General features: G+C 31.1%; 10 protein-coding genes and 3 pseudogenes. 6 read left to right on the top strand and 7 right to left on the bottom strand.

Features of this window, described 5'->3' with window-relative positions:
* Nucleotides 1–1365: 1365 nt before the first annotated feature.
* Nucleotides 1366–1662 (top strand): hypothetical protein, encoded by a 297-nt coding sequence (locus I6L50_RS29910; RefSeq protein ID WP_000219732.1) that lies wholly within the window; start codon nucleotides 1366–1368, stop codon nucleotides 1660–1662.
* Nucleotides 1663–1760: 98 nt separating this feature from the next.
* Here the strand turns inward: I6L50_RS29910 and I6L50_RS35890 are convergent.
* Both I6L50_RS35890 and I6L50_RS29900 read right to left on the bottom strand, forming a co-directional pair.
* Nucleotides 1761–1898 (bottom strand): annotated as a pseudogene (locus I6L50_RS35890) (IS3 family transposase); the annotation flags it as partial.
* Between the two features lie 8 nt (nucleotides 1899–1906).
* Nucleotides 1907–2077, bottom strand: coding sequence for a hypothetical protein (locus I6L50_RS29900; RefSeq protein WP_219303869.1), 171 nt, complete (start codon nucleotides 2075–2077; stop codon nucleotides 1907–1909).
* Between the two features lie 467 nt (nucleotides 2078–2544).
* On the opposite strand from I6L50_RS29900, the gene I6L50_RS29895 reads away from it, so the two are divergent.
* Nucleotides 2545–3219, top strand: coding sequence for a hypothetical protein (locus I6L50_RS29895; protein ID WP_219303868.1), 675 nt, complete (start codon nucleotides 2545–2547; stop codon nucleotides 3217–3219).
* Between the two features lie 417 nt (nucleotides 3220–3636).
* On the opposite strand, the gene I6L50_RS29890 is transcribed toward I6L50_RS29895, so the two are convergent.
* Complete coding sequence (locus tag I6L50_RS29890) at nucleotides 3637–11235, bottom strand: non-ribosomal peptide synthetase (RefSeq protein WP_219303867.1); 7599 nt, start codon at nucleotides 11233–11235, stop codon at nucleotides 3637–3639.
* A 368-nt stretch (nucleotides 11236–11603) separates the two neighbouring features.
* On the opposite strand from I6L50_RS29890, the gene I6L50_RS29885 reads away from it, so the two are divergent.
* The 3 genes from I6L50_RS29885 to I6L50_RS29875 all read left to right on the top strand — a co-directional run bounded on the left by I6L50_RS29885 (nucleotide 11604) and on the right by I6L50_RS29875 (nucleotide 15416).
* Nucleotides 11604–12530 (top strand): aldo/keto reductase, encoded by a 927-nt coding sequence (locus I6L50_RS29885; protein ID WP_219303866.1) that lies wholly within the window; start codon nucleotides 11604–11606, stop codon nucleotides 12528–12530.
* A gap of 484 nt (nucleotides 12531–13014) precedes the next feature.
* A complete protein-coding gene (locus I6L50_RS29880) occupies nucleotides 13015–14667 on the top strand; it encodes a pyridoxal phosphate-dependent decarboxylase family protein (protein ID WP_219303865.1) in 1653 nt (550 codons plus the stop codon).
* 104 nt (nucleotides 14668–14771) lie between these two features.
* Nucleotides 14772–15416 (top strand): hypothetical protein, encoded by a 645-nt coding sequence (locus tag I6L50_RS29875; RefSeq protein ID WP_098618353.1) that lies wholly within the window; start codon nucleotides 14772–14774, stop codon nucleotides 15414–15416.
* Between the two features lie 843 nt (nucleotides 15417–16259).
* On the opposite strand, the gene I6L50_RS29870 is transcribed toward I6L50_RS29875, so the two are convergent.
* Together I6L50_RS29870 and I6L50_RS29865 are read right to left on the bottom strand one after the other, a co-directional pair.
* Nucleotides 16260–16670 carry a hypothetical protein gene (locus I6L50_RS29870; RefSeq protein WP_219303864.1) on the bottom strand — a complete coding sequence of 137 codons (411 nt, stop codon included), beginning with the start codon at nucleotides 16668–16670 and terminating at the stop codon, nucleotides 16260–16262.
* Nucleotides 16671–16786: 116 nt separating this feature from the next.
* Nucleotides 16787–16975, bottom strand: a complete 189-nt coding sequence (locus tag I6L50_RS29865; protein ID WP_219303863.1) for a helix-turn-helix transcriptional regulator — start codon at nucleotides 16973–16975, stop codon at nucleotides 16787–16789.
* 160 nt (nucleotides 16976–17135) lie between these two features.
* Between I6L50_RS29865 and I6L50_RS29860 the strand changes: the two genes are divergently transcribed.
* Nucleotides 17136–17459 carry a helix-turn-helix domain-containing protein gene (locus I6L50_RS29860; RefSeq protein WP_219303862.1) on the top strand — a complete coding sequence of 108 codons (324 nt, stop codon included), beginning with the start codon at nucleotides 17136–17138 and terminating at the stop codon, nucleotides 17457–17459.
* Between the two features lie 389 nt (nucleotides 17460–17848).
* On the opposite strand, the pseudogene I6L50_RS35100 reads toward I6L50_RS29860, so the two are convergent.
* Nucleotides 17849–17986, bottom strand: a pseudogene (locus I6L50_RS35100) (site-specific integrase); the annotation flags it as partial.
* 199 nt (nucleotides 17987–18185) lie between these two features.
* A pseudogene (locus tag I6L50_RS29855) lies at nucleotides 18186–19508 on the bottom strand (IS4 family transposase).
* Nucleotides 19509–19647 lie beyond the last annotated feature (139 nt).

The raw sequence follows: 19647 nt of genomic DNA, 5'->3' as shown, positions 1-19647 counted from the left end.
TAATTGTAATTCCTAATATTAAGATGTAAAATAATATTATCTTATATGCGCTTAAGATAGATCGGAATAAGAAAAGGAACCCTCCTGGGTTCCTTTTTCTATGCAAAGTAAAAAATTATCCAATTTAGATGCTCTGAACACCTAGTTTTTCTATATAACACTAATTCATATCGCTATAAGGATACCTCATACAATACATACTAACCCTACTAATATTGATAGCTCTAGTAACCCAAAATGTCCAAGTATCATACATAGAATTAAGCCTATGATATACAAAGACTTCTATGCAATTTATCCGTTCATTTTCCCTAGCTATATAGGACGTAGTTATACGATAATTAAGACTCCTAATACAATTAAAGCACGCACTTTCTTCAAAATTAATCCTTTTTGCTTTTCCTTTTACTGTCTCGATAATTGAAACTACCCCTTCCCCCTTTATAAAATCAAAAAATTTCATAACCAAATCTAGTTACTGATCCATCTTGCAATTTTTTAATGCTATGAATAGAAATAATAGATCAGATAATAATAATTTACCACTTATTCCTGTTGAGGAAATTGGAGAAAGTGGAGAGTCTCATGTTACTAATGGAGGAACACTATTTAAAGGATAAGATGCACTAATACAATCTTTAAAATTAACCATCTATATCTACTTTCGAATAATACACCGAAAGTTTGCTAATACTATAAAAAACCAAGTCTCCAATTCCCCTGGAGCTGAGCAGTTAGTTCATTCTAACTGCTCTTTTTATTTTTTATCGTCACCCTTCCATAGTACCTCCATATGTTGTATAGAGATATCTCCTTCTAAATTGTCATTGATACCTCTTTCAAGTCCTAATACACACCTTAAAAAGAGCACTTTTAAAAAGTGCTCTTTTTACTTTGCATGTCACTCATCCTACAATGAATTGAGATTTTAACTTACGAATAATTCATGTGATTATTTCCAATACTACGAATAGATTGGTAACAGCCAATCTGTATCCATAATGAATCTCTGATTTTCTTGAACTCTCCCTGAGGCAAGGCGGCTATTTTTAATAGCCGCCTTTCTTGTATGAATTATAAATATTTGCACATACTATTAACGGAATGGTTGAATCATTGTCATTGAAAATGTTCAGCACTTCCGCTCCTTAAGAGAACAGTCTACGCAATTGTTCTCTTTCCTATTTCCTTTTTTCACGCATATAATCTGACAAGCATTATTAACTCTAACTCCCCTACAATCAATCGCATTGCAACATTTTCAACGTTTCCTCAACAAATTCTCAATATTTTTCATGGACAACAGCACACTTTCTCAGCAGTTTTAATATCTTAATATTAGATACTGAAAGGAGGTGTTGAAAAATGACTTGGTTCATTATTTTAGGATTTATGCTTATTCTAATAATAAGCGGTTTTCATGCACATAGTATTCATATTATTTTCAAAATAGGTTCAGATACAAAGGCTGTGCCAAGTTGGTCTTTCGTTAATAAAATAAACTTCCAAACATTAAAAGAATTAATAATAGGACTAAATAAGGATAAACTTAAAATCCTTACAATAGGAGAACTTGTTATTCCTTTAAGTTTCTTTAATAGATTATTTAGCAAAACATTAATATTTCTATTCCTATTCTTTTACTCTCAATACTTAAACTAACGTAATATGAGATGAGTTAAAGAATAACAATCACTAAGCGTAGCAGGCCAACAATCGATCGCCTATGATGAACTGGACCTGAAGAATTAAACAAAAAATTAAGCGGCTGTTTGAATGTGAGTCCGGTATTGTACTGGACTCATTCCTTTTAACTGTACTTTAATTATCTTGCGATTGTAATGAACTATATAATTATCTAATACTATCTTAATATGTTATATACTTTCGAATTTTGTAAGATAAATTACTCTTGCTTTGTCTTGTTCTGTAATTCCATCTCTTTTTGAAGGAAGGCCTTTAACTTTTTTAAGTAATCGATTTCCATACATAAACATTCATTTTCATCTTTTAATACCTCTATAGCCTCTTCAATAGCTGCATTATCTAACTTCGATCTTGTATTTGTAATTCCCATACCTGGATCCCCTTTCTTCTTTTATATAGGAAATCCATGTCTTATAAATCATATATTTCCTTTCATCTACGAACTATTTCAATGAATTCCTTAAGAAAAACGATTCATTTATTTCCTTTGTTTTTAATCTATTTCTAAATATTTCAGATCTACCCATTGAAAAAAACTATATTCATTCCATATTTCTCTCTCCTAAATGAATCGTAGTACATACTATCCCCAACACACTTATAAGTTTTTATATTTTTTAACAAAATCTTCTTACATTTAAATAGACATACTACTTTATTCTGTCAACTCCATCTATATTGATAAATATGAAAAAACAAATTCATTTGACATTTCAATGACTTATAACAGGGAAATATATACATTAAATGAAACCTGATATATCTTTAATTTGTAAGTTGTAGTTAGTTGGCCAACTTTCCATACAATTTAATAATTTAAAATATGGGGGATCTAACATGAATCAAGTATTAAGGAAAAGTAAGAAAAAAATGATGTATCTAGTTGGTTCACTTCTAATTTCTCTATCAATGTTTTCAACTACTAGTTTTGCAGCTACAGAAGGTGCTGTAAAAAGTGTTACAAATAGTACCTATACTGGGATTGCAGCTGATATAAATCTACCAAAATCAGTTGTTGTTAAAGATGGATATGTGAATTGGTATTTAGGTATTGGAGCATCTAAAGTTGAGGGTGGTATTTCCAAAACACCAAGTGGGTATAAAGTATTTCTAAATTCAGGATATAATGAATCAGGTCAAAACAGTAAGTATTGGAACACGCAGTATGATGCATCAATTAAAGATGGTGACCGAGTAAACCTTAAACTCGTTAATAACGGAAATGGTACGGTTACTATGTATGTAAATGGAAGCCCTAGATATGCAAATCAGCCTGTATATGGCTCATTTTCTCAATATGAACCAGTAAAAATGGTTCAGGGGGTTGAAGATACTGGACGTAATTCCTTTAGCCAAGCTAGCTTTTCAAACGTACTTCTAAGAACAGATACATCTGGGGTTACCTACAAAAGTTGGAACAATTCAATTTCTTCCTCATTTTCAAGGCACGGTACTTATGGTAACAATTTCACAGTTTATTCTCAAGTACCATTAAGCGCAAGTTTACGCTAAAGGCGTTATTTGAATAATAATGTTTTTGAAAAAAAGTAGTTGCACTTGCAGCTACTTTTTTTATATAGGGTCCATTGTAAAAGATATTCTCGCCAATATAAATACCAACTTTCAATCTTTTCAAAAGACAAGCTGTTTATTTAAACGTTATGTACAAAAAAACGTAAAAATATTTAATTCCCACGTTTTTTATAGGTTAATTAATTCAATAAAAAACCTTTTAATTATATATTAGATTTTTAAATTATTAAAAATAACCAATATAAATATACATAATTGCATATTTATATTCTCAATAGTGCGTTTTCCATCCTATTGGGAAAGAATCTTTTCTGTACCCCTAAGTTATCTTTTCCAAAAAAGAACCTGTTTTCCATGGAAAACAGGTTCTTTTTTGTTCATAATCTATAATATATTCTATAAAAGTATTGGTTCTTTAAATAATGGTAAATACTCTATACTCATGGCGTAATTTAATAACAAATTAATATATTCTTGATTTGGTTTTAAACAATGTACATTCTTCAGATATTTTTGCGTATACGAACAAGATGGTATAGATACAGATAGCTCTTCTACAGATTCTAATAAAGGCATTATAAGCTCTAATGCTATCTGTTCATCAGTAGTTAGATTCGTATTAAAAAACTTCTCTATATACTTCTCTTGTTTCATTGACAGAATATTGTATCCGAAAACTTGTAAACTATTAATAAATCGGTCCCACTTTAGCTGAGCTGGATTACAAATATGCATGGTTTTATTTACTGTGTTGGCCTTATAAGATAGTTCAGTAATGGCTAAACTTCCATAGTCCACAGGCGTTAAATCTACATACGTATTGATTTCAGGTGCTATGCTAGATAGGCATATCCCTTTTAATAATCTATAAAATGCGTTTTCATTAATATTGTATTGAAATTTACCCGTTTTAGAGTTACCCACTAAATTCCCCACACGGTATATCGTGGCACGAACTCCTCTTTCCATTGCTTCTCTGACCATTTTCTCGCCTTGAAACTTACTTTCTAAGTACACATTATCTAAATTTTGCCCTCTATCAAAATTAGACTCAAAGAATTCAAATTCTTTTGGATCGCTTTCAGCCTGACCTACCACACTTAAAGTCGATATATAATGATAACGTGCATTTGTATTCTTAGCTAATTCCAATAAGTATTTTGTAGACTGAACATTTACTTTTTGAAAATGCTCACGTTCTCCATAGTGTCTAACTTCTCCGCCACAATGTATGATTGACTCTACGTTACTCTTTAAATAATCCAATTGCTTTGAATCCAGACCTAGATTTATCAAAGATAAATCTCCTTCAATTAATTCTACTCTCTCTTCCAACTTTTTAAGAATTTCTTTACCGAAATAAAAACTCATTCTTTCTTTTAACTTTTCATCAATTACTTGATTCTCATTTTTTCTCACTAAACAGTAAATAGTCGTAGATGGCAACTGTAATAATCGTTCTAAAATATGAGCTCCTAAGTATCCTGTTGCTCCTGTAAGAAAAACTGCTTGTGGATAATTCACCATATCTAACTCACATTCTTCTAATTTAGTTCTTTTATAAACAGGAGTCGTTTTCGTTTCATTTTCAATACATGCTACATTCATATTTTTCTCTTTCTTTAACGACATATTTTCCATCTCTTCAATATGAGAGGCTAATTTGTCTATTGTTCTATACTTAAAGAAGTCTTGAATTTTCAAGTTAGGATATATCGGTTTTAATTTAACTAATGCCGGCATAACTTTTAAAGAATGCCCACCTAAATTAAAGAAATCATCTTTTAAGCCAATAGATTTTATGTTTAAAACTTCAGACCATACTTTTGCAATGTTTTTTTGCACTTTAGTTTGAGGCTTAAGTATACAATCATCCTTTTTCTCATTGTCAAACTCTATTTCTGGCAGTTTTCCGAAATCAATTTTCCCATTAGCCGTTATTGGTATTTCTAACACATGAGAGTAATATTTAGGGATCATATATTCTGGCAATACATTTGATAAATGTATTGCTAACTTATTTTTCTCTATTTCTATACCGTCCACTGTTTTATAGTAAGCTTGCAGTAGCATTCCATCTTTCGTTTGTGTTACCACAGCCTGACTTATCCCCTCAAATTGTAATATGGAATCTTCTATTTCCCCTAATTCAATTCTATGCCCTCTAATCTTAACCTGCTTATCTTTTCTTCCCATAAATTCTATATTTCCATTTGGTAACCACTTTGCTAAATCACCTGTTCGGTATAACCTTTTACTATTATCTTCTGAAAATGGATTTGAAATAAATGCCTGTTTTGTTTTCTCTTCCTGTTTCCAATACCCTTGGGCCAATCCTAAACTCTCAATATATAATTCACCCATGCCCCCTACCGGACAATGTTGCATATATGAGTTCAAAATATGAACCTTTGTATTAGAAATTGGAATACCAATCGGTATACTACCTAAAATATTATTTTCGCATTCTAAGTCTGGTATGAAATAATACATCGCTGAAACAGTTGCTTCAGTAGGTCCATACTCATTTACCAGTTGCCCTTGGTTTTTAAAAGTATTTTGCCAACTCCTAATAGCATTTGTTGATGCAGCTTCCCCTCCCATTATCATAAATCTTAAAGAACGTATCTTATCACTATCCAATTTAGTTAATGAAGTCGATAATTCATTAAAAAATACTGTTGGCACGTCAGAAATAGTTGCTTGTATTTCTTGGATAGCTTGAGCATATGCGAAAGTTGAATAGCGCTGTTCATCACTTAATACATATAGTTCAGCCCCATTTAACAAGGTAGAAAAAATTTCCGATACAGAAGAATCAAAACTATGGGAATAAAACTGTGTTACTTTATCATTTGGGGAAATATGAAATACTTCATTTCTCCATTCAGCTAAATTTAATACTCCGTTATGAGTTAATAATGTACCTTTTGGTTTGCCTGTTGACCCTGAAGTATAAATTACATATGCCAAGTCATCTGGTTTATTTAAAATTTTAACATCATCATTTATTGTCGTACGATATATATCCTCTATTATTGAAACGCTATAATTAATTGAATTCAAATGATTTTTGTATTTGTAATTCGTTATAATTCTACATGCCTTGCTGTCACTTACTATATAATTAATTCTATCCTCGGGGTATTTTACATCGATTGGTATATAGGCAGCGCCAGCTTTTAATATTCCAATCATAGAGACGATACTATTGATACTTCTATCTAAAAATATGGCTACTTTGTCACCTGTTTTTATACCTTTTTCGAGTAAATGTTGAGCTACTTGATTAGAACTCCTATTTAATTGCCTATATGTTAAAGACTCTGTTTCTGTAGCTATAGCAATCCTATTTGATTGTCTTTCTACTTGCTTATAGAATTGCTCCTGTATATTTTGAAAATAAGGATACGGTCTTTCTGTATGATTTACCTTTCTATATAGAGATTCCTCTTCCAGTGATAGGAATGAAAGATTCTCATATGCCACTGTTCTTTGATGAATAAATGCGTCCAGTATATTAAGTAAATTTTGAGTAAACCTATTAATTGACTCTTCCTTGAAAAGATTAATATTATACTCAAATGAAATCTCTACATAATCCGATCCTTCTTCAACAGCTAAAGAAATGTCAAACTTACTAACATCTTGTTTATTAGGTAACAATTGAAGCTTGTATGCATCATGCTGTTGCAAAATATCTTTCTGATAACTAAACATTGTAGAAAAGATAGGGTTATTTCCAAAACTTCTATCAGGATTTATTTGCTCAATTACTTTATCAAATGGGTACGATTGGTTTTGGAAAGAATTCAAACATTTTTCTTTAACGACTTGTACTAGTTGTTTTAAATTTTTCACATCATTTAATTGTGTTCTAATAGCTAAAGTATTTACAAAAAATCCTTGTATTTGTTCAAATTCCTGATAATTCCTTCCAGCAACCGGTGTACCTACAATAATATCTTTTTGATCCGTTAGATAGTGTAACAATTGTATATATGCTGCCAAAAATAGCATATACATAGACACATTCTCTTGTTCACATACTTGTTTCAAAGACTCTTTCATTTTATTATCTAACTTCATTTCAAAGACTTTACCTTTATTTGTACTTTGACGATCCCTACTAAAATCTAACGGAAGATTTAGTAGGGGAAGAGGCGCCGCAAGCTCGGTCATCCAATAAGATTTTTCTGTATCCCACCGGCCTAATTTTAACTGCTTGTGCTCCCACTCAACATAATCCACATATCGATTAGAAATAGTTGGTAACTCAGGATTTCTTCGATTAGCAAAGGCATTATATACCTTCATTAATTCATCTAATAAATTCCTTACACTCCACTCATCGGTAATAATATGGTGTAAATTGATATATAAATAGGATCTTTTCTTATCAAGATTAAAAATTCTAATCCGGAAAAGTGGTCCATTTTCCAAATCAAATGGTGTATGATCCGTTTGATTTATTGTTCTACGTATATATTCTTGTTGTTCCTTTTTAGCTATGTGTTCAATATCATCGTGAATAAGGTCAATAGATATTGATTTTAATATGACCTGCCTAGGCTCCCCGTTTTTTTCAATAAACACTGTTCGTAGCATCTCGTGTCGTTCAACTAAAAATCTTATGGCGTCTTGTAAAATATTCTTTTTTAAACTTGGCTCAATATTTATGTGTAGTTGTGTATCATATACTCTATTAATAGCGTTATACTTATTTAAAAACCAGATTCTTTTTTGAGCACTGGATAACTTATAACATTCCTTATCTGCAACCTTTAATACTTGCATATCATGTTCTTCTCTATCCGTATTTACTTCCATTAATTTATCAATGTAAGCAGATAGACTAGCAATTGTTGTATGCTCAAAAATATCTCTAATTTCTATTTTCAAATGAAACTCTTTTTGAATTTGATTTAACACTTGCACAGCAATTAATGAATGTCCCCCAAGTTTAAAAAAGTCATCATCTCTGCTGATTCTATATTTCCCTAAATTTAAAATCTCTGACCATGTTTTTACCAACCTTTTTTCTGTTTCACTTATTGGTGGTACATATTGATTCTTCATATTTCCAAGTAAAGATGGGATTTGTAATTCTAATTTTTTTCTATCAATCTTACCACTTGGTGATAATGGAAATGTTTTAAGGTGAAATACATAATTTGGAGTCATAAAATCTGGTAAACTTTCACTTAAGAATGTTTTTAAGTCCTCTTGTTTTATCTCTGTATTGTCTTTTGATAAATAAAAGCTAGCGATTTTGTCATTTTGATAAGTTACTACTACTGCATCTTTTACCTCTGGGTGTTTAAATAATGCTCTTTCAATTTCATCAAGCTCAATTCGATACCCACGTAGTTTTACTTGATTATCTTTCCTTCCGATAAATTCTAAGTTCCCACTTGGTAAAAGACGTACTAAATCCCCAGTACTATACATTTTTTTATCGCAATTATAGGATTCTTCGAAAGAAATAAATGCCTCTTCTGTTTTTTCCTTTTGATTTATATATCCTTTGGCAACCCCATCACCACCAATGAATAACTCACCTACTACTCCTGACGGACATAACGTGTTGAACGGACTTACCACGAAAACTTTACTATTAGCAATTGGTTTACCTATTGGGATATTAGAACTTTCTTCTTTTATTTCATGATTTACTTCATAAATGGTTGTACATACAGTAGCTTCAGTAGGACCATATGCGTTAAGAACTGGAATCTTTAACCCTAATTTACTTTGCCATTTACGAACTGATTCAGCAGGTAGGGTTTCCCCTCCCACAAATACACATTTTAAAGAATTTAATGTAAGTAACATTTCTTTTGGCATATCAGCTATTAATTTAAAAAATGCAGTTGGTAAAAGAACATATGTAATACCATTCTTGTTAATTGCATTTATAAATTCTTCTGCAGAACGTTTTTCCATTTCAGAAATTAAATGCATTCTCCCTCCGCATAACAAAACCGGAAACATTTCCATAATGGAGGCATCAAAGATCATCGTTGCAAATTGTAAAAATACATCATTTTTGTCTAAATTAAATTGATTCATTAATGAATATGATAAATTAATTACTGCTTTATGTGGTACATCTACTCCTTTTGGTAAACCTGTCGAACCTGACGTGTAGATAATATACGCTGTATCTTCTATGGTATGTGTAGGTACAATATTTTCTATAGAATTAGCGTAATGAAAATCCTCTAGATAAATTGTATGAATCGCAAACCTTTCAATTAATCCCCTGAATTCTTTCTTTGTAATAATCATTTGACTTTCACTATCTTTTAATATATATTCTATTCTTTTTTCAGGAAAATTTGGATCGATTGGTACATAAACTCCACCTGATTTTAGTATACCTAGAATCCACACAATTGTATCAATCTCTCTCACCATAGTAATACTTACACGCTGTCCCTTTTTTATATCATTTTCACGTAAATAATTCGCAATTTGATTTGACCTTTGCTGCAAGTCATAATAGGTAATCGATTTATCTCCCATTGAAATCGCTATTTGATTTGGCGATTTTAATGCTTGTAGATCGATTAACTGATCTAGTGTTTTTGAATTAGGATATGCAAGAGTATTTGAGTTTATATCTTTGTATAAACGATGATCCTTTTTTAAAAGTAAATCCAATGAATGGATAGGCTCATTTACATTCTTCATTAGTTTTTGTAACAAATATATATATCTTTCAACTAAATCATTCATACTCTCTGCTTTATATAACGCTGAATTATAGTCAACCTCAATTTTATTCTCTGTTTCCCCTTCATATCTCATTATTCTCCAGGTCATGTTAAAAGGATTTACTCTTTTACAATCTGTTAAAACTGTGGACTCAATATCTGGAATTTTCAATTGAGTTATCCTTACCGTATTAAATGCTGTTGAATATATCATATTATGATGTGTATTATTATTTAGATTTAAATCTTTTACTATATGTGAATATGGATTATGTTTATACTTAATAGCCAAATGAACAGATTTATTCACCTTGTTAAGTATCCCCTTAAATGTATCCCCCTTTTCTATTGTTATACGTATTGGTAATGTATTAACAAAATAACCAAAAGCATTCCCTTCTTCCGTGTGTGGTCTAGTATTAATTGGAATACCTACAATAATTTCTTCAGCGTTTGTCATTTGATGAAGCAAGGCACAATAAGTACTTAACATAACCCGATAGACACTTATGTTATTTCTTTTAGCAAAACATTGTATTTGATAAAATAGATCGGCATCAATATTCTTACTTATATTTTCATTCGTATATATCGGTTCATTCATTTTATTAATAGTAGCAGGAAACTCTGTAGGAGGTAATTCACCTTGTAAATAATCTTTCCAATAGGATGATCCTTCTCTATATATTGCACTGTCAATAAAACCTTCCTCAAATTCTACAAGGCTCTTATAAGGAGATTCTAATACTAAACCTGTATTTTCTTGAAGTAATTTACAATACGTATGAGACAATTGTTGGATAAAAATTCCTAAACTACATCCATCATAAATAATGTGATGAAAAATCATATGTAAAATAAATTCATCTTCACACAATTTAATGATGTGGAATTTAAACAAAGGCCCTTCTTCTAAATTAAATTTCTCATTCACTATAGAGTCTAAGAATTTTTTTAAAATAAATTTTTGTTCTGTGTTTTTAAAAGCAGTTAAATCCTTAATTGGTATATCAAAATCTATACCCTTTTTAATGAATTGTTTTATTTTTTCGTCCCTTTTAATAAATAATGTACGTAGCGCCGGATGAGATTGCACCATTACAGTAAGCGCTTTCTTTAGGGTCTCTATTTGAAGATTTCCTTTTAGCTTTATTAGGGCAGCTTCATTGTTCATTCCTTTTTCTAATTCCATTTGATGAGCTATCCATAATGCTTCTTGCCCTACTGTTGCATCCAATTCTTCTACAATTTCACATTGCTTTTGTATTTCCTTCATATGAATTTCTCCTTTTATAAATATTTCAAAACGGATAATATTTACATTTACAACTATATGTACATATTCTACGATTTGTAAATGTATTTTTTTCGACTAAATTCAACATTTATTTCACTTGTTGCATAGTTATTAAAATGATGAATAAAATTCATATTTATACCGTGAAAGTTCATACTTTTATTCAATTTAAGCATAAAAAATCATTTTACTAATAATTCCAATTACTTTTTATAAAGTAATCTCATATATATTTATTAAAATATATACTCTAATTTATACCCCGAAAATAAATTCAAGGATATTCCAACAGGTCACTATATATATATTTCTAATAATATAAACTGAAAAGGAGGAGTCCGTACATAATGGAATATAGATTATTAGGCAACACCGGATTAATAGTTTCTGAGATAGGATTCGGTTCTTGGGCGATTGGTGAAGATGAATGGGGCGCAGTAAAAGATAATGAATCCATTGATGCAATCAATAAAGCAATTGACCTAGGGGTTAATTTTATTGACATTGCTGATGTTTATGGACTAGGTCATAGTGAAACACTCGTTGCAAAAGCCATAAATAATCGAAGGCAGGATATCATTCTTTCTACAAAGGGTGGATTAATCGGTCATCATTATGACCAAAATCAACCAGCAGTTTTTGGAGATCCTCAAAAGATTATTGATGCGTTTGAGGCTAGTTTACTACGGCTTAAAACGGATTATATAGATGTGTACTTTTGTCATATTTGGTGGGATAAACCTGAAGAAACAGAAGCTTTTCTACAAGCTTTCCAAACCTTAAAAACATCTGGCAAAGTGAGAGCAGTTGGCGTTTCTACTAATGATTTAGATTATATTAAACATTTTAATCAGAATGATGATTTAGATGTTGTACAATTTGATTATAGTATTTTAAATAAAGAACCTGAAAAAGACATCCTTCCTTATATTGAAAAACATAATTTAGGTGCTGTGATAAGAGGTCCTCTTAAGATGGGAATTTTAACTGGGAAATTTAATCATGAAACTCAATTTCCAGAAGATGATTTAAGAAAAGATTGGCCAAAAGAACAGTGGTTTAAAGATAGCTTAAACAAAATAGAGAAACTAGGTTCTCTTGTACGATCAAATCGAAGTCTAGCGCAAATCGCCTTACGTTATGTTTTAAGCCACCCAGCCGTTTCAGTTGCGATTCCTGGTGCAAAAAACTCTACTCAGGTTGAAGAAAATTCTTTACACTTAACTCGTCCATTATTATTAAATAGTGAGAATGAATTCATTAAAAAACTTTGATCCAATAATTATTCTTCCATAAAAATTCATGCTAATTTTACTATCAAATCCATACCACTACTTCTTCTCCACTAGAACATATCTTTAACACTTCCACCCTATTTTTTCTCTTTTCCCGACAATTTCTACAGTTTATAAGGTAGTTGAACACTTTTATTCAACTACCTTATAATACGTTCTACATTATATTAAAATATCTACTACACTAGTTCAATACATGTTAGGACAAGATATAAATTAAATAAACAATTAATTCAGATATATTTTTAGAAACTTCATTATCTCACAATTACTTTTTTAAAAATAAATCAAAAAATTTTTCTTTACTTTAAATTCCATAGTTCATATAATTTTCTATGGAATTACATTTTTTTCTAAATAGCTCCTCATTTCTAAGGATTCAAAGGGCAATTACAAATTATTATACCCTTATGTTTAACCAAGTAAAATAAAAATCCAGTTTTTTACAAGGAGAAGTGACTGCATGCAAGATATTTTAAAACTATTTCCGAGCGTTGACGGAAATGAAGAAAAACAACAACTTTTATTAGAATCTATGCAGAAAATAATTAAAAATCTTGACCAATTAAAAAATGAAGAGCGAGCTACTTTAGGTAAATGTGAGGAAAAATCAGAAGGATACTATAATAGCTTAATTCACCAAAGTCATATACCACTAGCTGGAATCACTATGTCTGAGGTTATAGAAGAGCTAAACCAATTTATGAATGGCCATCCTTATCCCAATAAATACTACTTGTCTAATGCTGTACCACTACCAAGTATTCCATCACTATTGGGTATACTAACCATGGCACTTTTAAATGGTAATGGCGTTTGGGATGTCTATGGACCAGGGGCAGCTGAAGCAGAGGTAAAAGTTGTATCCATGCTTTCAAAACTGATTGGTTATAATCCACATAATAGCGGTGGTTATACAACATGGGGTGGACAAGGTTGTGTATTTTCGAGCTTACGTTTAGCAATCTCTAAACAATTCCCATTAGCAAAAGAACATGGCGCTCCACAAAATGTATATTGCTTTGCTTCTGAAAATGCACATTATAGTTTATTAAAATCAGCTGAAGCAACTGGTATTGGGTCAAATCACTTAATAAAAGTGAAAACTGATCCTTATACAAATTCTATGGATATAGAAGATTTAGAGGCTAAAATGATACAAGTTATTAAAAATGGCGGTATCCCCCTTTATATTCTAGCTACTATGGGGTCAACAGATACATTTACCATTGATGATATAAAAAAAATTAAAGAGAGCGCTGAAGTAATACAAAAAATATATAAATTAAAACCTATTTATATCCATGCGGATTCTGCAATGGGCGGATTCTATAGTTTCTTTAATAATTATAGTTTTGAAGAAAATTCACTCTCATTTGAACCTAATGTGAAAAATGCCTTACAATACGTACAAGATAAAATGCAATATATGTCCCTTGCAGACAGTGTATGTTTTGATTTTCATAAATTAGGTCAAACACCTTATGCTTCAAGTATTTTAATCGTAAAAAATCATACTGATTTACAACTGATGGACATTGAACAAGATGATACACCTTATCTTGGTAATAGATCCTATGGGAGTTATCATACAGGCTATACCTTAGAATGTTCACGAGCTGGTAGCGCTATTCCCATGTATATCAATCTATTAGCCTTTGGAATTGAAGGATATCAAAAATTACTAGCAAATTATGTTCGTGTAAATCTATTATTTAGAGAGAAGTTGCGTGAGGCTCTACCTCAAGTCGCAATCACAAATGATTTTACATATGGACCAATTACAACCTTCCGTTTCTATATGAATGGAGATGGTCAAGAAAATTGGGAAAAAGAAAGAATAGGTCTTGCAACAAAAGAAGAAATTGAGGATACAAACCGATTAAATATAGAACTATTTAATTATCTAGGAAAAAATCGCGATCAAGTATTTTTTGGTGATACAACTCGTTCTTGTGTAGTAGATGTAATAAACAGTAGTGATAGAAATCCGATTTCCACATTAAAATTCTTTTCTATCTCTCCATATACAACTGTTGAATGTTTAGATGATATCGTATCATTTCTTTATGAACATATTTCGATTGCTACTAAACAGACTTATTCATATGTTTAATAATCATATTTGTTAGCGCTTTAATAGTTAAATTTAACTAAATTAAATAAAAATCTTTATTCTTTTAATTACTATTAACTATATCAGGAAAAGAGGAAAAACATATGAATATAGAGCTATTAGATACACACCACGTGAAAGATGCAGCACATTTACTTGCACATTCTTTTGTGAATAACGAACCTCTTGTAAGCAGTTTACAAATTCCCTTTGCTCCTTTTCACAAAATGTGCGAAGAAATGATAAAGCAAGCTGTATCTCAAGCAATGTCATTTGTAGCAATAGATAATTTTCAAATTGTCGGTGTTCTTTTAACAAGAAAAGTAACCCAGCCACTAATAGATAAAGATAAGGCAAATGAACTATGCCCACAAATGGATCCTATTTTTCAACTTTTAGATACATTAGAAACAGAATCTATTGAGTTTTCTCATTTGGATAAAGAAAAATTGGTCTATCTAGACATGGGCGCTTGTCATCCAGATTGGATGGGAAGTGGGATAGTCACCAGCCTTCTTTCACATGCAATTCAAGAAATAAGTAAAAAAGATTTTGATTTTATTGCTGCTTGTACAAATAAAATTTCTCAAAAAATTCTAAACAAACTGTTCACGACCTTGGAAATGAATGAAATAGTGTATAGTAATTTTTCTTATAAAGAAACATATCCATTTGCTAACACGACAACTTCTTTAGCAGCTCAATTACTATATATACCTCAATCCCAATTCGTCATTAAGGCCATATAAATTTGTGTAGAAGTCTAGCTGTACTTTTGTACAGCTTCTTTTTTATATAGAGTAAAATAGCAATAAACATTCTTACATAAGTGACACCTTTTACACTTTAACCTCTTCGAATTCAATAGCCACTTTCTCAGCATGCCTTATTTCTCTTCTTAACCTACCTCAAGATCCCTTTCTATTTATTTCAACATGTTTCATCGTGTTTTAATTTGTTATGCTCCATTATTTCATCTATACAAGTAACTTAAATACTTTTCACTATTTTAATGTCTAATCTTTTACTTTTTAAGTAACGAGTGATACATAGATTCCCACTTTTAAACACTTTAAGACATATTACTTGATAACCCATTAATATTCCCTATAATACTGACGGTTACAATTCTCTTTCATTTTGTTTATCTATTCATATTACATACCCTATAGCTATCTAATCTTCCTTAAAGAATCCCATTTAAAATTCATGATAAAAGGAAACAAACGTGTCATATTTAGCATTTAAGAAAAAAGAGTAAGAATTACTGGATTCCCCTTTCTTCTCTTCCTTTTAAGAAGCTCTTTTAAGTCTAATTCAATTGTATTCCTGCTAAATAACATGCTCACTAATCATTAACAATTTGTATAACTGTATAAAGACTTTACTAAATTACTAAAGGAATCTCCTCTCCCCTATCGAATTATTGTAGAGGAAAGGAGAGGAATACATGGAAATTCTAGGATTAGATCCTCGCGCATTAGCGACTTTAGGTGCACTTGAATACACCAATCGCCGTAATAAATTAATCGAAGACTCGGAGAATAATTTATACGAATGTAAAGAAATAAAAGAAATACTTCAATCACTTCCTAAAGAGAAGCAGATTGAGGTTCTTGAGAATCAAGCTCACTTTGAAGCTGTGGCAAAGATGATTGAACAAAATAATTTAATTCTTTTAGAACAGATGAAAGCTCTACAGCTAATTCAGAAATAATAAACTTATGATTAATTAATTCTACATACGCTTCCATAAATAATGTATCTTTATTTATACCATCAGCCTCTGTTTTTACAGAGGCTTTTGTTATGCGTTGATTCATATTTTGTATTTGAATAGTCTCTTTCACATGTATGAATAGATCTTCTAATAAACCTGGTGTCGACTCTAATTCCTGCTTTTCAATTTCCTCTGTTACAGCACTTATAAACTCCCATAGTACCTTTGCACCTAGTAGTTCTGCTAATCGTTTTTCACGCATTTCAAATGTTTTCATGTTCATATTTAAACACTTCCCTTATCTAATATTTTCTTAAAAATAATTAATAAATTATTTCGTTTTAGGAAAACAATATAGAAATGAAATTCTCACCCCCAATAATTACACGTATCGTGACATTACTCTTCAAAAAAAAGAGTCCAATCAAAATTGAGTGCCCTAGCTATATTCTTTGCGACAGGAACACTTGGATTTCTTTCACCACTTTCAATCATTGCATACATACTTCTAGATATTCTTGCCTTATATGCAATATAATCTTGTGTTTTCTCTTTATTTTTACGTTTTTCCAATAACCAAAACCTCATTATTCCCCCTCTTTCATTGTCACAAAATGTGTAACTAATGATTATATTACATAATAATAAGTTTAAAATCAATATTTTTTACACATTTCGTGTACCTTATTAAATGTTACATATTGTGACGTTATAATTGATGTAGAAAACACCTAAAAGGAGGTAGCATATGTTTGGCACTAGACTACACACTCTTCGAAAAGAATGCAAACTGCGTCAAGAAGACATGGCAAAACAACTAGGGATTGCTCGAACTACATATGCAATGTATGAACAAGGAAATCGAGAACCTGATTATGATACATTGATAAAATTAGCCACCTTTTTTGAAGTATCTATTGATTACCTCCTTGGTACAACTGAAATAAGAAAAGCTACAGACATTCAAGATCCTGAGCTTTATCAATGGTTTAAAGATATAAACAATGCGACTCCTCAAAAACGTGAGGAATTAAAAAAGTTTTGGGAGTTTATAATACAAAGGGAAGACTAGATTATTTGAAAAATCTCCACTTTGACAGGATAAAAGTCATGAGTTATATCCTCTTTGGGGTCATAAGAAAATCCCTTGATATTCAAGGAATTTTCTTATATATAACTGTTTGCTAAAATGGATGGAATAGTACTTTTGGGGCAGAACATCGTAATTTTATATCGTTTTCAAAGATTTTTTATCCTGTATAGATTTAATAACATGCTGATATATCAGAGTTTAACATCTATTATCTGTTATAATCATGAAAGATTATCGATTTTGACAGGGTGAAGGTCGTGAGTTCGAACCTCTCCGGAGGCATATTGTAGAAACCGTGTCAAATTAGCTTTTGATGCGGGTTTTATTTTTGGAAAAATCCTATGCTACAACTCCAGTGGTCACATTCTCTACAAAATCTCATCGATTTTGTGAACTGCATCTTCTTGCATCGTTGGTAATACATGCGAGTATATGTCTAATGTAATTTTGATGTTACTGTTTCCTAACTACTCAGAAATCACATTCACACCTTTAGCCAATAACAAAAACCCCCACCATTATACCTTTAAATACCCAATATAAAATAATAAAGACAGAGAGCTTATAAGTGAAGTGAGACCCCACATCCATCAACTTAAAGTATATGTTTATACAAAGACTGATCTTGCCATATAGTTTTTTATAGATATCATAAAAGTAGACATATCAAATAAACCCTGAAGGATTTAAATTTTTTTACTATAACTATGATACCTGATGAATAGAAGCGGTAAACTCATAAACAACACCCACAATATCAAAGACTGTTTTTTTCTCATATCTGTGGGATTTTCGTCCGTTTTGCTGTAGAAGGTTAAACAGACGAAGGAGAATTTTTGATAATTCTTGGGTGTGTTTATGCAATGTTTGATGAAAAAGTAAGAAATAATCTTTAATCATGTACATCGCTTTATATTCACTTAGTTCTTTCTGTTTCTCACGTAACAGAGGTTCCCTTATTTGGAACATAGTAGAAGAACATAATAGGATACTAATGAGTTGTCCATATAGGTGACATTCTAGCCGCTCTTGTTTAATAGATTTACAACGATGAATTTGAAACCAAGATTTCCATATTTTAAATAACAGCTCAATTTGCCAACGCGGGGAATATAAATCATAGATTTTCTCTTTTGGTACCCATTCCGTAGAAATGTTTGTCATATATACCGTAATTCCTTGCAAAAGCTTCGTACAATCTGTATGTGTAATCCTTTTTTTCTTTTCACAAATAGCTCGGTCACATTGTAATTATTTCATGATGTCTTCCAAATGAACTTGTATATATACCGGTCTCAATTGATCCGGTTTTGTTTTAAATACCACTGTTCCGAATTCTTTTCTTTATATTTTAGTTGGTAATTTAAGACGTGATAAATAATATCCTTGCTTATCTTAGATAGACTTAAAGTCTTGTAAACGAAAATATCCTAAGTCACGAATATATAGTTCATTCTTTTGTATCATGCCTGTTCGAGTCGCACCATACGCCTGATCACTTAGTTTTCCTGGCTCAATTTTCACATCAGAGAATTATCTACTCAACAAGTCATACACTAATTGAATTTTCACACCAGCTTTATGACTAAATCCTCCGGCACCAAAATAAGTAGAGGCGAATCAATCTGGAACTTGAAAAGTTGTAGAATCATGGATGCGCATGCGCTCAAAGTAAGCTGAAAGAGAATGAAAAATCTTAGATAACCCTCCAATTTTATCTTGTAGAAGTGTAGGAAATAAAGTTCGCAAGAAAGTTACAGAAGCTGAGTTAAAGTGTCGAGTAAGTCCCTCCGGACTCAATAAAACTCCTGTTGAGGTTTCTAACTGACTACAAAGTCGAGTAAGAGAGGTAGTAGCGATTTGTTGATTTAACCATACACACAAGGATAGAAAATACTGACCATGGCACTTACGTTTTCGTTTCACTCCGCCAGCTTCTATAGCTAATTGATTAAGTGTAGCGGGAGACATATATCGATATAACTCTTCGGCAAATATAGACAACCCTTGTTTTTGATGTATATTCATAAAAAGCACGTCACCCTTTCTCATTAATATAAGAAAATAGTAAAGAGTTTTTAATTTTAAGAATAGTTAGAATATTTTTTTCGATGGATGGGGGTCCCGCCACCCATCAAACTAAAATTTTAAGACAGCCCAATCTCAT

Source organism: Bacillus sp. FDAARGOS_1420 (assembly GCF_019344915.1).
In the GTDB taxonomy this organism is placed as follows: Bacteria; Bacillota; Bacilli; order Bacillales; family Bacillaceae_G; genus Bacillus_A; species Bacillus_A mycoides.
Note: the sequence above shows the minus strand (reverse complement) of the source record. Positions and strands in the feature narration are given on the sequence as shown.

Excerpts from the sequence above, each read along its gene's own strand:
- I6L50_RS29870 (WP_219303864.1), bottom strand. The coding sequence starts at position 16,670 with ATGAACATGAAAACATTTGAAATGCGTGAAAAACGATTAGCAGAACTA.
- I6L50_RS29865 (WP_219303863.1), bottom strand. The coding sequence starts at position 16,975 with ATGAGGTTTTGGTTATTGGAAAAACGTAAAAATAAAGAGAAAACACAA.
- I6L50_RS29895 (WP_219303868.1), top strand. The coding sequence starts at position 2,545 with ATGAATCAAGTATTAAGGAAAAGTAAGAAAAAAATGATGTATCTAGTT.
- I6L50_RS29890 (WP_219303867.1), bottom strand. The coding sequence starts at position 11,235 with ATGAAGGAAATACAAAAGCAATGTGAAATTGTAGAAGAATTGGATGCA.
- I6L50_RS29860 (WP_219303862.1), top strand. The coding sequence starts at position 17,136 with ATGTTTGGCACTAGACTACACACTCTTCGAAAAGAATGCAAACTGCGT.
- I6L50_RS29910 (WP_000219732.1), top strand. The coding sequence starts at position 1,366 with ATGACTTGGTTCATTATTTTAGGATTTATGCTTATTCTAATAATAAGC.
- I6L50_RS29900 (WP_219303869.1), bottom strand. The coding sequence starts at position 2,077 with ATGGGAATTACAAATACAAGATCGAAGTTAGATAATGCAGCTATTGAA.
- I6L50_RS29885 (WP_219303866.1), top strand. The coding sequence starts at position 11,604 with ATGGAATATAGATTATTAGGCAACACCGGATTAATAGTTTCTGAGATA.
- I6L50_RS29880 (WP_219303865.1), top strand. The coding sequence starts at position 13,015 with ATGCAAGATATTTTAAAACTATTTCCGAGCGTTGACGGAAATGAAGAA.
- I6L50_RS29875 (WP_098618353.1), top strand. The coding sequence starts at position 14,772 with ATGAATATAGAGCTATTAGATACACACCACGTGAAAGATGCAGCACAT.